Raw genomic sequence first — 14,595 nt, forward strand, 5'->3', positions numbered from 1 at the left:
AGTATCGTTTGTGGTTTTTTAAAGGGATTTTAATATAAAACATTATAAAAGTTATATTTTTGTAGTGAATTTGGCAGTTTTGAACGCTTTAATTTAGAACTATTCTAAATAAAATTAGAAAATGAACGAAAAAAATGATTTAAAAAGTATCGCTAGAGGTACTTTTGAAGAAACTAAATTAGATGATGACTTTTTGATTCTAACTTTTAAGAATGATGAAAACATTATTAAAAATGTTGTTAAAGAAATAGATAGCTCTTATATTCAGTTTCATTTTTGTATCAAAGGCTCAACAAAGTTTGTTTTTAATCAAGGTCGTTATAACCTCGATATTGAAGAGGAGAACTCGTTGCTCTTATATAATCCACAGCGTGAATTACCCATAAATCTCAATATTAATCCAAATTCATGGATTGTATCTGTACTTATTTCAATTAAAAAATTTCACGGCCTATTCTCGCAAGAAGCCGATTATATTACCTTTTTAAGCGAAGATAATAAAGACAAAAAGTATTATAAAGATGGTGTTATTTCTCCATCTATGGCTATTGTGTTAAATCAGCTTATAAATTTTAGTCTAAATAGTAGTATTAAGCCCTTATATTTTAAGGGTAAAGGTTATGAGTTGTTGAGTTTATATTTTAATAGAAGTGAAGAAGCCAATATTGAGCAATGTCCTTTTTTAGTAGATGAGTCGAATGTTATTAAAATAAGAAAGGCGAAAGATATTATGGTAGCACGTATGGCAGAACCACCAAGTTTACAAGAATTGGCGGATGAAATTGGACTTAATATTAAAAAGTTAAAAGAAGGATTTAAACAAATATATGGCGATTCTGTTTTTAGCTTTTTATTCGATTATAAAATGGAATTTGCTAGGAAGTTATTGGAAGCTGGTGAAAATAACGTTAATGAGGTAGGGCATAAAATAGGTTACAGTACCTCAAGTCATTTTATTGCGGCCTTTAAGAAGAAATATGGCACAACTCCAAAAAAATATGTGATGTCATTAAATTAAAACGAAATCCCTAAATTTAAAAAATGAAATTCCTTACCCCAGAAATTGAAGCCTTATCTAAAGCACATGTGCAAGGCAAGTCCTTGGCTAGAACAAACATATCTTGTGGAATTTTTCAGGATTGCGATTATAATGAAGAGCGTCCAGAGTTACATACTAACAATGGATAAGTAAATCAACCTAATATCATTAACTTATTAAGTTCTAAATTAATTTATTATGTTTTGTGTTGTATTTTTGCTCAAAAAATAATGCTAGATGAAAAAAGGTGTATTACTTGTTAATCTTGGTTCTCCAGATAGTCCAAACCCGAAAGATGTAAAAAAGTATTTAGGGGAGTTTTTAATGGACGAACGTGTTATTGACATTCCACTTGTAGCTAGAACAGCTCTGGTTAAAGGTATCATATTAAATACACGCCCGAAACAATCGGCAGCGGCGTATAAAAAAATATGGTGGGAAGAAGGGTCTCCGCTTATTGTCTTATCAGAAAGGCTTCAAGGTAAAATACAAAAACAAGTAGATGTTCCTGTGGCATTGGCGATGCGTTATGGCAGCATAACGATTAAGAAAGGTCTTCAAGAATTAGTAGATAAGGGTGTCGAAGAAGTGTTGTTGTTTCCATTGTATCCGCAGTTTGCTATGGCAACAACCGAAACGATTTTAGTTTTAGCAGAAGAATTAAGAAAAGAACACTTTCCTAGCTTAAAAATAGAATCTGTTCCAGCTTTTTATAACAAGTCAGATTATATCGAGGTGCTTTCAAACTCAATTGAGCATCATTTAAAAGGTAAGAATTACGAGTATTTGCTGTTTTCTTATCATGGTGTCCCAGAAAGGCACATAAAAAAGAGTGATGTTACCAAATCACATTGTAAAATTGATGGAAGTTGTTGTGCTACACCTAGTAAGGCTCATGAATTTTGCTATCGTCATCAATGTTTAGAAGTAACTCGTTTGGTTGCAGAAAAACTGAAACTGAAGGAAGGTTCATATTCCACATCGTTTCAATCTCGATTGGGATTCGATCCTTGGTTACAACCTTACACCGATAGAACAATTGAACGATTAGGAAAGCAAGGTGTTAAGAATATGGCTATTGTTACTCCTGCATTTGTTAGTGATTGTTTAGAAACCCTTGAAGAAATTGCCATGGAAGGACAAGAGATTTTTCATGAAATGGGAGGTAAAGACTTTACAACCATCCCATGTTTAAATGACGATGACGCATTTGTAGATTTACTTTCAAAATGGATAAAGGACTGGATTGGTACTTCCATTAAAGTTTAATAGTTTATGGATTATTACAACTATATAAAATCATTTCACCTCATATTTGTAATCACTTGGTTCGCAGGATTGTTTTATATTCCTCGGCTTTTTGTGTATCAAATAGAAGCCTTCCATAAGCCATCACCTGAAAAGGAGATTTTAGGAAAACAGCTAAAATTAATGGCAAATCGTTTGTGGTATATCATAACTTGGCCATCGGCTGTTCTATGCACTGTTTTTGCCATTTGGTTACTTATTATAAATCCGTATTGGTTACAACAACCTTGGATGCACGTAAAATTGGTATTTGTTTTATTGCTCTTCATTTATCATTTAAAAACACATCAATATTTTAAACAATTGCAAAACGATGTCGTTAAAAAATCATCAAGTTTTATGCGTATTTGGAATGAAGGAGCAACTTTTATCCTTTTTGCTGTGGTGTTTTTGGTCGTTTTAAAAAGTGGCATTAACTGGGTTTGGGGTATTATTGGCATTATCGTTTTGGGCGTGCTTATCATGTTGGGATTCAAACTTTATAAGTCTATTCGCGACAAGAATCCAGAAGCCTAAATTCAAAATTTTTAATGTTCTCGTTCCAAATTCTAAAATAAAGTATAGGAATTTGGAATTTTTATTTTGGCACTTCTCTTAAGGTGTTTGGTTTGATTATTGCTATATTTAATGCATCAATTATCAAAATGAAATTAAAAAATCTTTCGTTACGAACCCGTATATTTATTGCTATGATTTTATTGGTGTTGGTAGCCTCAATACTTATCGCTGCGGTTGCCATTTATCAATACAACGAAGAAACTAAAGACTATCACGAACAGCGATTGGAGCGTAAGGAACGTGCTATAAAAAGAAATATCGATTTTGTAATTAGAGAAACATCTTTTGAGGTTATCCCTGAAAAGATCCCGTTTATTTTTAAAAGTGAAATCCATAAAATAGCAGACATCCATAACCAGCAAATAAATCTTTACGATATGGAAGGAGCTCTTCTTAAAACCTCAAAGGCGACTTTTGTAATAGATTCTATCCAAGATTGTTTGAATGCTCATATATTAAACGAACTTGCAAATACAGCAGATCACAGATATATTGAGAAGATTGTTGAAGACGGGAAAACCTATCAGTCTTCTTATACCTATTTCATGGACCAAAAATCCAATGCATTGGGGATTATGAATCTGCCTTATTTAGAGAATGATGATTTCTTAGCAAGAGAGTTAAATGAGTTTTTAGAACGATTGGGATACGCCTACCTTTTAGTACTTCTTACAGCTATTGTTATAGCATTTTTATTATCTAAATACATTACCAAATCGCTTAAAACTATTAGTGATAAAATAAATGCTACGCGATTAGAAAAGCGTAATGAAAAAATAGTTATTGATGATACCAGTGAGGAAATTTCAACGCTGGTAAATTCATATAACAGTATGATTGACGAACTAGAAGAAAGTGCTGTTCAGTTAGCAACCAGCGAGCGTGAGCAAGCTTGGAGGGAAATGGCAAAACAGGTGGCACATGAAATTAAAAACCCGTTAACCCCCATGCGACTTACGGTTCAAAATTTTCAAAGGAAATTTAATCCAGAAGACCCTAAAATCAACTCCAAGGTAGATGAATACAGTAAAACACTTATTCAGCAGATAGACACCATGAGTTCCATAGCATCGGCGTTTTCTAATTTTGCAAAAATGCCAGCACAACAAAATGAAACCCTTAATGTTGTGAAAATTGTAAAATTAGCCTTAGATATTTTTAATGAAGATTATATAGTGTTTAACGCAGATGCAGAAGAAATTATTGCGAAATTGGACAGAACACAACTTATTAGGGTGGTAACAAATTTGGTTAAAAATGGGATTCAATCCATTCCTGAAAATAAAGAAAATCCAAGTATTGTTATTCAGGTAACTTCTGGAAACGGTTATGTTAATATTGTTGTTTCAGACAATGGTAAAGGGATTTCAGAGGAAAATAAATTGAAAGTTTTCGAACCTAAGTTTACCACAAAAACAAGCGGGATGGGATTAGGTTTAGCCATGGTAAAAAACATTGTAGAAACTTATAAAGGAACCATTTCTTTTACATCGGATAAAGATAAGGGTACTGTGTTTACAGTCTCTTTTCCTAAGGAATAGTTAGTGCATCCACCATGTTTGGATATTAATAATTAAAGATATGCAGTATAATAATTTACTTGTAGAAGCTCAAGATAGTATAACCACTATAACAATTAACAGGCCTAAAAAACTCAATGCTCTAAATCAAGAAACGATTGCAGAGTTGCATGATGCTTTAAAGGATGCCAATAAGGATAAAAACACTAAAGTTATTATTGTAACAGGAAGTGGTGAAAAAGCTTTTGTTGCAGGAGCTGACATTAGTGAATTTGCACATTTTTCTGTGAAAGAAGGTGCTAATCTTGCCGGCAAAGGTCAGGAATTGTTGTTCGATTTTATTGAGAATCTATCAACTCCGGTTATTGCAGCGGTTAATGGGTTTGCGCTCGGCGGTGGGCTGGAATTGGCTATGGCATGTCATTTTAGAGTTGCTAGCGATAATGCAAAAATGGGCTTACCAGAGGTGTCTTTAGGAGTTATTCCGGGATATGGTGGTACCCAACGTTTACCGCAATTGGTAGGGAAGGGAAGGGCTATGGAAATGATAATGACTGCTGGCATGATTGACGCCCATCAAGCTCTAAATTATGGTTTGGTAAATCATGTAACAACGTTAGCAGAACTATTGCCACTTTGCGAAAAAATAGCTTCTAAAATTTCACGAAATTCTTCTGTTGCTATTGCAGCTGCCATAAAAGCGGTAAATGCAAATTTTGAAGATGGTACAGATGGCTATAAAGTTGAAATTAAAGCATTTGGAAAATCTTTTGGAACATCGGACTTTGAAGAGGGTACTACAGCATTTTTAGAGAAACGAAAGGCTGATTTTCCAGGGAAGTGATTTATGGGTCTTGTTTAATGAAAAGATAAAGTTAGTTCCCTTTCAACACTGAAACAAGTCTAAAACAGGTAAGTTTTATCGATTGCTAAACGAAGTTAGTTAGTTTTTTTCCAAACCCATACCCAAGTTAAATTGTGATTTCCATGAAGCGTTTCAAGAAGGACAGTTCAAGTTATTTTAAGAAAAAAGGCGAGCTATTCTTATTAATAGCACGCCTTTTTAAAAAACTAAAGTAACTTAGTTGTTATAAGTTTAAATTTTAAAGTATTCTACAAATTCTCTGTCTTCAGAAGTAAAGACAATTTTATAAAGACCTACGGCGTTTTTATCTAATTTATAAGCGCGTTCAATTGTTTTAGTACCTTGTATCTCTTCAGAATGTATTAAATCAAAACTGCTAGATCCATATTTATTGGTTTCATAGTATAATTTAATTTTTAATGATTCAAGACCTAAGGCTAATTTTGTAATTAAAAGCCTATTATCTTTAATCCTTAATACAGGTTTAAACGAAACCACTGTTTTTTCTTTGTTGAATGCTACAATACTGGATTTTACAGTAAATGGAATAGTTCTTATTTCAACATCCTTATCTACCTCAAAAAAGTAAGCGCCATCTGGTAAAGAGGTTAAATCGAATCCTTTGGTATAAGTTCCGGATCGATTAATAGTTTCCTTATATAAAGTTACACCATTATTATCTTTAATAGATAGTAGGTTTCCTCGCTTTACATTTAATATAGCAAGTGTGGTTCTGCCAGCTTCGTTTATAATATTAAACGAAACTTCTTTTGCGAAACTTATAACCGTAGCAAATAGAGCTACCATTAAAATTCCTTTTTTTGCGTTGTTAATTACATTTTTCATGATTTGGTATTTTTAACGTTCTACATGACAAATGTATAGCGAAAATAGCTGCTTTAAGTCATTGATATTGATTGATTTATGTGCTATTTTGTCTGTTATTGGTATGTTAACTTTAGGTTAAATTAATATAGTATATAGGGGTGTTAATAGACTATATTTTTCAATTTTTAAGAAATGCTAAAGGGATACATTACTCGATGGAATTTAGGGAATAAATATGGTTAAGTTTTCTTCATAATTAAGCAAAAAAAAGTGGGCTACCACAGCCCACTTCACAACTAAACTAAACTAAATAAGACATTAAAACTAATTATTAATGTATTCTACATATACTCTACCTTGAGAGTGATAAACTATTTTATAATTTCCTTTGTTTAACAATTTATAAACGCGACTAAGCATTTTACCTTCAGAAATAGTTTCAGAGTGCACCAATCCAAAGTCTTTGGTCACAGTTTCAAAATAAATTTCGACATTTAAAGATTCTTTGTTTACAGCCAATTTAGATATGTAAACAAGATCATCTTCAACTCTAGTAACTGGTTTGAAATATGAAGTCTCTTTTGCAGTATCATAAATAATTTTATTTGATACTACTTTAAAAGGAACAGTTTGTATTTCTAAATCTTTATCTATTTCAAAAAAATAATCTCCATTTGGTAAAGCATTTAGGTCGAACCTTTTTTTATACAATCCAGAATGATCTATCGATTCTTTATAAAGAACAGTTCCATAAGTATCTTTAATGTTTAGAACATTACCTTTTTTAACATTAACGAATGTAATGGTAGTTTTCTTTGCATCTTTGTTTCTTAAAGTATTGTTCGTGCTATTCCCGAATACACTAAGCGCAGCAACCATTGCTAACATTAGGATTCCTTTTTTTAAATTTTTTGTAACGCTTTTCATGATTTGATCTTTTTGTAACGTTTTACAAGGCAAAGATACTATAGGTTCATAATTGGGATAACATCAATTTTGGCAAATTTGTGTGTTATTTTAACTGTTATATTTATGTTAAGCTAATGTTAAGTTAATTTAGTATATAATTTGGGTAATTGTATATATAATGTATGCATATTAAACCTTAAATTTGTAATAAAAATAACCTACTATGATTAGTAAAAAACCAACACTCAAGAAACTAAGCCCTAGTTTTGGTAGTTCTCTCTTGGTTAATCAGCATATCAAGAAGGTAGATAAAAATGATGCCTATTGGCATTTTCACCCAGAACTGGAACTTGTTTATGTAAATAAAGGACAAGGGAAGACTCATATAGGGAATCATTTGTCTTATTTTAATAACAGTCAACTCATATTAATAGGCTCTAATTTACCACACAACGGTTTTACCGATAGGTTAACGGCCAATGGTATGGAGACCACTATACATTTTAAATCTGATTTTTTAGGTAAAGATTTTGCTGATATACCTGAAATGTCATCGGTTATGGCATTATTTCATCGTGCTAAAAAAGGGATTCGATTTCATGTTGAAACTAAAAAAATAATAGGCCCTAAAATTGATAATTTAACAGAATATGCGGGTTTAGAGCGTGTTCTTAAGTTTTTAGAAATATTAAATTTCCTTTCGCATACAGATGATTACTCACTTTTAAACGCTGATGGGTTTGCTTTTGAAGCCGATGCTCAAGATAGTGCCAAAATTGCTACAATCATTAAGCATGTAAATACTAATTTTCAAAGTCATATTAGTTTAGATGAAATTGCGGACAAAGTAAGCATGACGGTGCCAGCATTTTGTCGATACTTTAAAAAGGCAACAGGAAAAACGTTTACGCAAGTTGTAAATGAATATCGTGTGGTGCATGCAACTAAGTTGTTATCTGAAGAAAGCCAGATGAGTATAACGGATATATGTTTTGAATGTGGGTTTAATAACTTTTCTCATTTTAATAAAACCTTTAATGAAATAACAGGGAAAAGTGCATCGAACTACCGAAAAGAAATAAAACTCATAATTGAATAAATTAAAACTTATGAAGGATCAAATTACAGAAGCTTTAAAGTATTATTGTTATAAGAGAAAGGGGATATTAGATTATATAAATAACAACAATGACTTAACAGTAGAAGATATTATTGAAAATGCCGAGGAACTATCAATATTAGAATATAAGATAACAGCACTTCAAGTCGCTCAAGAAAATTAAGAGTAAAAGAAGTTACAGTTAAAAACAAAACCCTTTACATGTGAAAATGTAAAGGGTTTTTTTAGTGATTTCAAATTAGTTGTTAAAGTTCGAACCAGATTAACAATGCTCCTGTTATTATTGGTAATATGAGCAATAAAAATGACAGGTATAGTATTAGGTTCAAATCTATTGCTTTGCTACTTTTATTTTCTTTTTTCATGTTTAAGCTTTTTAAAAGTTTAACACTACAAAATTAAACAGGTATTTTTACAAAAACAGCATCCATTTTGACCAATATTGATGTTATATTGATATCTAAATTATTGTTAATTAGAAGATTACGATTTCCCGTTCCATTCTCGATAAAATTGTTCAAGGAATGCCAACATATAATCGTGTCTTTGTTTTGCCATTTCCCCCCCAGTTTTAGTATTCATTTTATCCTTTAAGAGTAATAGCTTTTCGTAGAAATGATTTATAGTTGGGGCAGCAGATGCTTTATATTCCCCTTTAGTCATGTTGAGGTTTGGTTTTATTTCAGGATTATAGAGAACTCTGTTTTTAAAACCACCATAATTAAAGCATCTTGCAATACCAATAGCACCAATAGCATCTAGTCGATCGGCATCTTGAACTACCTTTAATTCTTCTGAAACAAATAAACTAGTATTTTCTAAAGACTTGTTGAAGGACATGTTTTCTATAATCTTAATAACATGTTCAATCACAGCGGACTCTATATTGAGATTAAATAGAAATTCACGAGCTAGTTTAGGACCAACGGAATCATCGCCATTATGGAACTTACTGTCTGCAATATCATGTAGTAAGGCACTTAAAGAAACAATAAAAACATCAACTTGTTCATCTTTTGCAATTAACAAAGCGTTTTTATAGACACGTTCAATATGAAACCAATCGTGACCTCCTTCGGCATCGGCTAAAGTTTCTTTTACAAAACTTATTGTTTTCTCAATGATCTCCTTGGAAGTCATTTTTACTATTTAGAAACGGCTGGTTCTACCCACTTAAACTGATAAGAATTTTCTGGAATTTTCATACGCTCTGATAAACGATACATTCTAGCAGGTAGTTTCATTAAATAATCTCTAGCTTTCTCTGCCTCATCAGTAAGATTCGTGATTTTTCCAATTTCCCAACGGTCGATAAGCTTTTGTAAAATATCCACATAATCTTTTGAAGTATAAACGCCTATACGTTGTGCTGTATTTGAAAATTCTTCGAAAGCAGTACTTATTTTGCCTCCAGATTCTCTTAAAAAATGTGCTGGCATAGTAATTTTTTGTTTCATCATATAGTGAAAGGCCATCATCATCTGGCTAGGGTCTACCTTAAAAATACGCTCTACAAACTCAGAATAAGCATTGTGATGGCGCATTTCGTCACCAGAAATAATTTTACACATTTTAGAAAGTCGTTTATTGCCTTTATCTTTAGCAAGTTTAGCCACACGATTGTGTGAAATATATGTTGCTAATTCTTGAAAACTCGTGTAAACAAAGTTTTTATAAGGGTCTCTATCTGTTCCAATATCAAAACCATCGGCAATTAAGTAATGGGTGGTTTTTTCAATTTCTTTCATATTAACTCGCCCGGATAGATACAGATACTTGTTTAATACATCACCATGTCTGTTTTCTTCGGCAGTCCATTGTTTAACCCATTTGGACCAACCGTTCCCTCCTTCGTTTACTTGGTCTACACCTTCAACGTCCATTAACCATGACTCATATGTAGGCAAAGCTTCTTCTGTAATCATATCACCAACTAAAACTACCCAAAAGTCATAAGGAAGCTCATTCGCTAAGGCTCTAATTTCTCTTAATTCTTCAAAAAAAGCAGCATCAGTCGTTTCAGAATTAGGCAGAAAATCTGTTGGTTGCCAAATACTATCAATAGGAATTAAATATTTTTCCATTAAGGCATCAACATCTTTTTCCAAAAAGTTCATGACTTCTAATCTTACATTCTTCAGCGACATAATATATTTTTAAGGGTGAATATGGGCTTTGATAGTATGCTCTATACTATTTATAAGTGTTTGCTTGTCCACAAAGGTAGCTAAATTAATAGGCTTATGTACAGTAAAAGTAATATGAGTTCCCAATCCCATAGGGAATTTACCATAACGTACTATTTTCCACGAATTATTAATGGAAATTGGAACAATTAATGCCGATGGAACTTTTTTAAATAGAATTTCTAATCCTTTGGTTTGAAAGGGTTTTGGTGTGCCATCTTTACTTCTTGTCCCTTCAGGAAAAATGACTGCAGCACGTTTGGTTTTTTCTATGTATTCACCAAATTTCATGATTGCAGGAAGCGATTGTCTTGGGTTTTTACGATCTATTAAAACAGAACCACCATGCCGTAAGTTATAAGAAACACTAGGTATACCTTTACCAAGTTCTTTTTTGCTTATAAACTTGGTATGGTGTTTTCGCATATACCACATTATTGGAGAGATGTCGTACATACTTTGGTGGTTTGCAACAATTATTAAAGGTTTATCTGTAGAGATGTTATGAGGGTTGTTAAATATAAATCGTGTGCCTAAAATATTAGCACAACGCATTAAACAAAATTGCAAAGCATCAACAGACTTTTTATGTGCTTGATAACCAATCAGATTGAAGCAAAACCATTGTATAGGATGAAATATTAATAACGTAAATAAAAAACAGATGTTATATATAACAGTAAGTGGGTAAGATAATAGTTTTATCATGCTCCAAAAATAAATAAACTAACGTTTAGTACACAGGAACACAAGTGTTATTTTCACAATTTACACTTGTTGGAGGGATGACTATTGAGCAATCTGAAAATATCCCATTTTCGGTATTATATTGCGTCTCATTTTGGTTGTAGGTTTCAATTAAACTTTCAAGTTGTTCAGTATCTATGGAAGTAGAATACATTAAGTAACTCTTTGGGCCACCACAAGACTTGCTGCCAAAAGCAATAAACTTACATTCAAAAATGCCATCACAAATTGAAGTATTTGCTAAGTTTTCAATTTCGGTTTTTAGAGAGATTAATTGTTCTTCTTTAGAAAGAGGTTCAGAGTTCTCGTCACACTGCGTTGAAAGCATTAATAAACAAAGTGGAATTAAAAAATATTTGAATGTAGAGATTTTCATTATATGATGATTATTTCTTAGATGTATTCTAATTCCAATGGTTGCGCGAGAAAAACAAAAAACCACGATTTTATCGTGGTTTTTAAATATTTGAATTGTTATAACATTAGCAATGCTCGTTATAAGCATCTACAAGATTTTCTGCGATTAATTCTGCAGGTCTTCCTTCTATATGATGACGCTCAAGCATGTGCACTAATTCTCCATCTTTAAATAAAGCCATACTTGGTGAGCTTGGAGGGAATGGTATCATATAACCACGCGCCGCATCAACAGCTTCTCTGTCAACACCTGCAAAAACAGTAACTATATGATCTGGTTTTTTAACATTCTGTAAACTCATTCTAGCACCTGGACGTGCATTAGCCGCTGCACAACCGCAAACGGAATTAACAACAACAAGTGTGGTTCCTTTTTTAGCTAAGGCAGCATCAACAGCTTCCGCTGTTTGTAGCTCTTCAAAACCAACATTTGTTAAATCCTCTCGCATTGGTTTTACTAATTCTGCTGGATACATATTTTTTAATTTTACGATTAACAATTTTAGATTGCAAAGATACCAATTGTGTAACAATATGGCGTAATTATCAACTAACTAATATTATATTTGAGCATAATTAAAATCTATTATTTACATGAGTTTTTCTAAATGGATAGGAGCCTCAATTGGTTGGTCGTTTGGCGGTCCAATTGGTGCAATTATAGGGTTAGCCTTGGGAAGTGTTGTTGATGCTATGGCAGATGGTAAAAATAGTCCGTTTTTAGGTGAAGGTAATTCGACGAGAAGAAGAGGAACTTATAGAGCACAACCGAGACAACGACCTCAAACACAATCTGGAGATTTTGAAGTTAGTTTGTTAATTCTGGCCTCGGTTATTATTAAAGCCGATGGTAAGCAAAACCAAAGCGAACTCGATTATGTGAGACGGCAATTTGTAAATATGTATGGCAAAGAGCGTGCGAATCACGCCTTTAAACTTTTTAAAAATATTAGTAAGCAAAATATTTCGGTGAGACCAGTGTGTTTACAAATTCGTCATATGATGGATCATCCATCGCGTTTACAATTGTTGCATTTTTTATTTGGAATTGCAAAATCAGATGGTGTGGTAACCGAGGATGAGGTTAAACAAATATATACTATAGCAGGGTATTTAGGGATAAGCTCTAAGGATTACGAAAGCATAAAAGCTATGTTTTATGACAGCAGCGATAATGCGTATAAAGTATTAGAAATAGATAAAAATGCTACAGTAGATGAAATTAAAAAGGCCTACAGAAGAATGGCAAAAAAATACCATCCAGATAAGGTCATTCATCTAGGGAAAGAGCACCGAGAAGGAGCAAAGGAAAAGTTTAGACAAGTACAAGCCGCTTACGAACATTTACAAAAAGAGCATAGATTTTAGTTTTTATTGATGAATCAGGAAAACGTTAAAATAAAGATTTTAGAAGAGATTGATAAAACTGAAAAGGCGATTCTGGAATACAAGGAAATAACAAAGCCCATAGCTCCAGATGTTTCTATTGGACGTGTTAGTCGAATGGATGCCATTAATAATAAAAGTGTTAACGAAGCTTCTTTGCGTCAAGCTGAAATAAAATTAGGAAATCTAAAACGTGTGCTGGAAAGATTTGGTACAGAAGATTTTGGTATTTGCTTAAAATGCAAGCAACCTATTCCAGTTGGTAGAATTTTAATTCGCCCACAAAGTTTATTGTGTGTTAATTGCGCGGATTAATAATTTTGTTAAGTTGTAAAGTACAAATATAAAAGCCAACAAAACATAAGGTTTTGTTGGCTTAATAATAGTTAATTGAGTAGTAGTTTTTATCTAGTGGCGTAAACCTTAGTTTCCCCATCTTTTCCAAATACCATTACTAATTTGTTATTAGCATCAATATAATATGCTTCTAATTTCCATCCCTCACTTTTCGATGCTTCGATTAAGCATTTACGAACGTCTGGATTGTTTAAATTAAATTCCCTGTTTATGGGTTTTTCATTAGCATTAACTTGCATAGAAACCATAAGTACTATGGCGATTAAAAGTAATTGTAATTTTCTCATCTGTAGGTTATTTTTTTAGATTATTAAATAAGCCTGCAAGAGTATATCATTTTATAAAATCTAGTGAAATTTTTAGCCGATAGTATGTTTTTTCTCGTTAAACGAACACTTTTAGCAGAAGTAGTTGGATTTGAGGAATATAAATTAAGAAATGTGGGTTTAACTAACTTCTAATTTGTAGCCAACACCATGAACGTTTATTATGTTTATAGATTCATCATCTTTAAACTTTTTTCGAAGTTTCGAAATAAATGTGTCGAGGCTTCTTCCAACAAATACTCCATTGTCTTCCCATATTTTTTTGATTATAACATCGCGTTTTATTACTTGATTTTGCTTAGAGCTGAACATGTTAATTAATTCACATTCTTTGGTAGATAATTTAATTTCAAAAGTGTCTTTAACCAGTTTGTTTTGGGTTTCATAAAATTTATAATTTCCAATTTTAATATGGTCATCAAGTTTATTAAATGGTTTATTTTTTGATTTTTGTTTAAAATAGGTTATTGCAAAAAATGTTAAAACAAGAAGAAGGAGGCTAATTAATATGAGATTCTTGTTAGAACGAAAGAAAGAATTATTTTCAATAAACAAAACTTGAACGGTGTAACAATCAAATGGTAAAACACGTCCTTGGCATGGAACAATGTTTTCTTCTTTATTTCCAGTAATTTGAAAACTATATGAAACCTCTTGTGTGCTGCAATTAATAACTTCTACTATAAATTGTTTGGATAATTTAGCGTTTTTGAGACTAGAATTAACTATTCCAACTAAGCTATCAGGAGTTATAGATAAGCTCCCTTCAAAAGCGATTTCGTATCTATTCTCTTTTACTTTTCTAATCGGCAATATTAAGGATGAAGTATCTTTGTTGGTCAATAAAAGTTTATTACCAGCATCTCTAAGCGATACTTTAACTTTTTCAGAGAAATTCGCATTATTATTATTGGGGTTTTGAAACGCAATAAATGTAATGCATGTAGCTGTTAAGGTTATGAAAGAAGCGTATATTGTTTTTATTCTCATAAAATGAATTTAAAAATTAGTGAATTAACCTAAAATCTA

General features: G+C 32.2%; 19 protein-coding genes. 10 read left to right on the forward strand and 9 right to left on the reverse strand.

Annotation, left to right across the window (positions count from 1 at the left end):
* Nucleotides 1-121: 121 nt before the first annotated feature.
* The 6 genes from FEF17_RS05700 to FEF17_RS05720 all read left to right on the forward strand — a co-directional run bounded on the left by FEF17_RS05700 (nucleotide 122) and on the right by FEF17_RS05720 (nucleotide 5,269).
* A complete protein-coding gene (locus FEF17_RS05700) occupies nucleotides 122-1,018 on the forward strand; it encodes a helix-turn-helix transcriptional regulator (RefSeq protein ID WP_139001382.1) in 897 nt (298 codons plus the stop codon).
* Between the two features lie 23 nt (nucleotides 1,019-1,041).
* Nucleotides 1,042-1,188, forward strand: a complete 147-nt coding sequence (locus tag FEF17_RS14275) for a hypothetical protein (RefSeq protein WP_170180970.1) — start codon at nucleotides 1,042-1,044, stop codon at nucleotides 1,186-1,188.
* Between the two features lie 88 nt (nucleotides 1,189-1,276).
* The gene (gene hemH / locus FEF17_RS05705) at nucleotides 1,277-2,308 is read left to right on the forward strand and encodes a ferrochelatase (protein WP_139001383.1); all 1,032 of its coding nucleotides are present in this window, start codon (nucleotides 1,277-1,279) and stop codon (nucleotides 2,306-2,308) included.
* A 6-nt stretch (nucleotides 2,309-2,314) separates the two neighbouring features.
* A complete protein-coding gene (locus tag FEF17_RS05710; protein WP_139001384.1) occupies nucleotides 2,315-2,863 on the forward strand; it encodes a CopD family protein in 549 nt (182 codons plus the stop codon).
* 128 nt (nucleotides 2,864-2,991) lie between these two features.
* Entirely contained in the window at nucleotides 2,992-4,446 is a 1,455-nt protein-coding gene (locus FEF17_RS05715) for a sensor histidine kinase (RefSeq protein WP_139001385.1), read from the forward strand.
* Between the two features lie 40 nt (nucleotides 4,447-4,486).
* Nucleotides 4,487-5,269, forward strand: a complete 783-nt coding sequence (locus FEF17_RS05720) for an enoyl-CoA hydratase/isomerase family protein (protein WP_139001386.1) — start codon at nucleotides 4,487-4,489, stop codon at nucleotides 5,267-5,269.
* Between the two features lie 252 nt (nucleotides 5,270-5,521).
* Here the strand turns inward: FEF17_RS05720 and FEF17_RS05725 are convergent, their stop codons facing one another.
* A complete protein-coding gene (locus tag FEF17_RS05725) occupies nucleotides 5,522-6,136 on the reverse strand; it encodes a hypothetical protein (RefSeq protein WP_139001387.1) in 615 nt (204 codons plus the stop codon).
* A 306-nt stretch (nucleotides 6,137-6,442) separates the two neighbouring features.
* Nucleotides 6,443-7,045 carry a T9SS type A sorting domain-containing protein gene (locus FEF17_RS05730; protein ID WP_139001388.1) on the reverse strand — a complete coding sequence of 201 codons (603 nt, stop codon included), beginning with the start codon at nucleotides 7,043-7,045 and terminating at the stop codon, nucleotides 6,443-6,445.
* Between the two features lie 205 nt (nucleotides 7,046-7,250).
* On the opposite strand from FEF17_RS05730, the gene FEF17_RS05735 reads away from it, so the two are divergent.
* Nucleotides 7,251-8,126: an AraC family transcriptional regulator gene (locus FEF17_RS05735; protein ID WP_139001389.1), complete on the forward strand. Its 876-nt coding sequence runs from the start codon at nucleotides 7,251-7,253 to the stop codon at nucleotides 8,124-8,126.
* 10 nt (nucleotides 8,127-8,136) lie between these two features.
* Nucleotides 8,137-8,310 (forward strand): hypothetical protein, encoded by a 174-nt coding sequence (locus FEF17_RS14280; protein WP_170180971.1) that lies wholly within the window; start codon nucleotides 8,137-8,139, stop codon nucleotides 8,308-8,310.
* 320 nt (nucleotides 8,311-8,630) lie between these two features.
* Here FEF17_RS14280 and FEF17_RS05740 read toward each other — a convergent pair whose 3' ends face one another.
* From FEF17_RS05740 to FEF17_RS05760, 5 genes are all read right to left on the reverse strand, one after another.
* Nucleotides 8,631-9,287: an HD domain-containing protein gene (locus FEF17_RS05740; protein WP_139001390.1), complete on the reverse strand. Its 657-nt coding sequence runs from the start codon at nucleotides 9,285-9,287 to the stop codon at nucleotides 8,631-8,633.
* A gap of 5 nt (nucleotides 9,288-9,292) precedes the next feature.
* Nucleotides 9,293-10,294 (reverse strand): acyl-ACP desaturase, encoded by a 1,002-nt coding sequence (locus tag FEF17_RS05745; protein ID WP_139001391.1) that lies wholly within the window; start codon nucleotides 10,292-10,294, stop codon nucleotides 9,293-9,295.
* A 9-nt stretch (nucleotides 10,295-10,303) separates the two neighbouring features.
* Nucleotides 10,304-11,041 carry a lysophospholipid acyltransferase family protein gene (locus FEF17_RS05750; RefSeq protein ID WP_139001392.1) on the reverse strand — a complete coding sequence of 246 codons (738 nt, stop codon included), beginning with the start codon at nucleotides 11,039-11,041 and terminating at the stop codon, nucleotides 10,304-10,306.
* A gap of 25 nt (nucleotides 11,042-11,066) precedes the next feature.
* On the reverse strand, nucleotides 11,067-11,456 hold the full coding sequence (locus tag FEF17_RS05755) for a hypothetical protein (protein WP_139001393.1): 390 nt from the start codon (nucleotides 11,454-11,456) through the stop codon (nucleotides 11,067-11,069).
* Nucleotides 11,457-11,562: 106 nt separating this feature from the next.
* Nucleotides 11,563-11,973, reverse strand: a complete 411-nt coding sequence (locus tag FEF17_RS05760; protein WP_139001394.1) for a BrxA/BrxB family bacilliredoxin — start codon at nucleotides 11,971-11,973, stop codon at nucleotides 11,563-11,565.
* 118 nt (nucleotides 11,974-12,091) lie between these two features.
* Here FEF17_RS05760 and FEF17_RS05765 point away from each other — a divergent pair, with 118 nt between their 5' ends.
* Together FEF17_RS05765 and FEF17_RS05770 are read left to right on the forward strand one after the other, a co-directional pair.
* Nucleotides 12,092-12,865: a TerB family tellurite resistance protein gene (locus FEF17_RS05765; RefSeq protein ID WP_139001395.1), complete on the forward strand. Its 774-nt coding sequence runs from the start codon at nucleotides 12,092-12,094 to the stop codon at nucleotides 12,863-12,865.
* 9 nt (nucleotides 12,866-12,874) lie between these two features.
* Entirely contained in the window at nucleotides 12,875-13,198 is a 324-nt protein-coding gene (locus FEF17_RS05770) for a TraR/DksA family transcriptional regulator (RefSeq protein WP_139001396.1), read from the forward strand.
* Between the two features lie 89 nt (nucleotides 13,199-13,287).
* Here FEF17_RS05770 and FEF17_RS05775 read toward each other — a convergent pair whose 3' ends face one another.
* Together FEF17_RS05775 and FEF17_RS05780 are read right to left on the reverse strand one after the other, a co-directional pair.
* Entirely contained in the window at nucleotides 13,288-13,527 is a 240-nt protein-coding gene (locus FEF17_RS05775; RefSeq protein ID WP_139001397.1) for a hypothetical protein, read from the reverse strand.
* 159 nt (nucleotides 13,528-13,686) lie between these two features.
* Nucleotides 13,687-14,556, reverse strand: a complete 870-nt coding sequence (locus tag FEF17_RS05780; protein WP_139001398.1) for a helix-turn-helix domain-containing protein — start codon at nucleotides 14,554-14,556, stop codon at nucleotides 13,687-13,689.
* Nucleotides 14,557-14,595: the final 39 nt, after the last annotated feature.

The sequence above is a fragment of the Hyunsoonleella aestuarii genome (genome assembly GCF_006148925.1).
Classification (GTDB): Bacteria; Bacteroidota; Bacteroidia; order Flavobacteriales; family Flavobacteriaceae; genus Algibacter_D; species Algibacter_D aestuarii.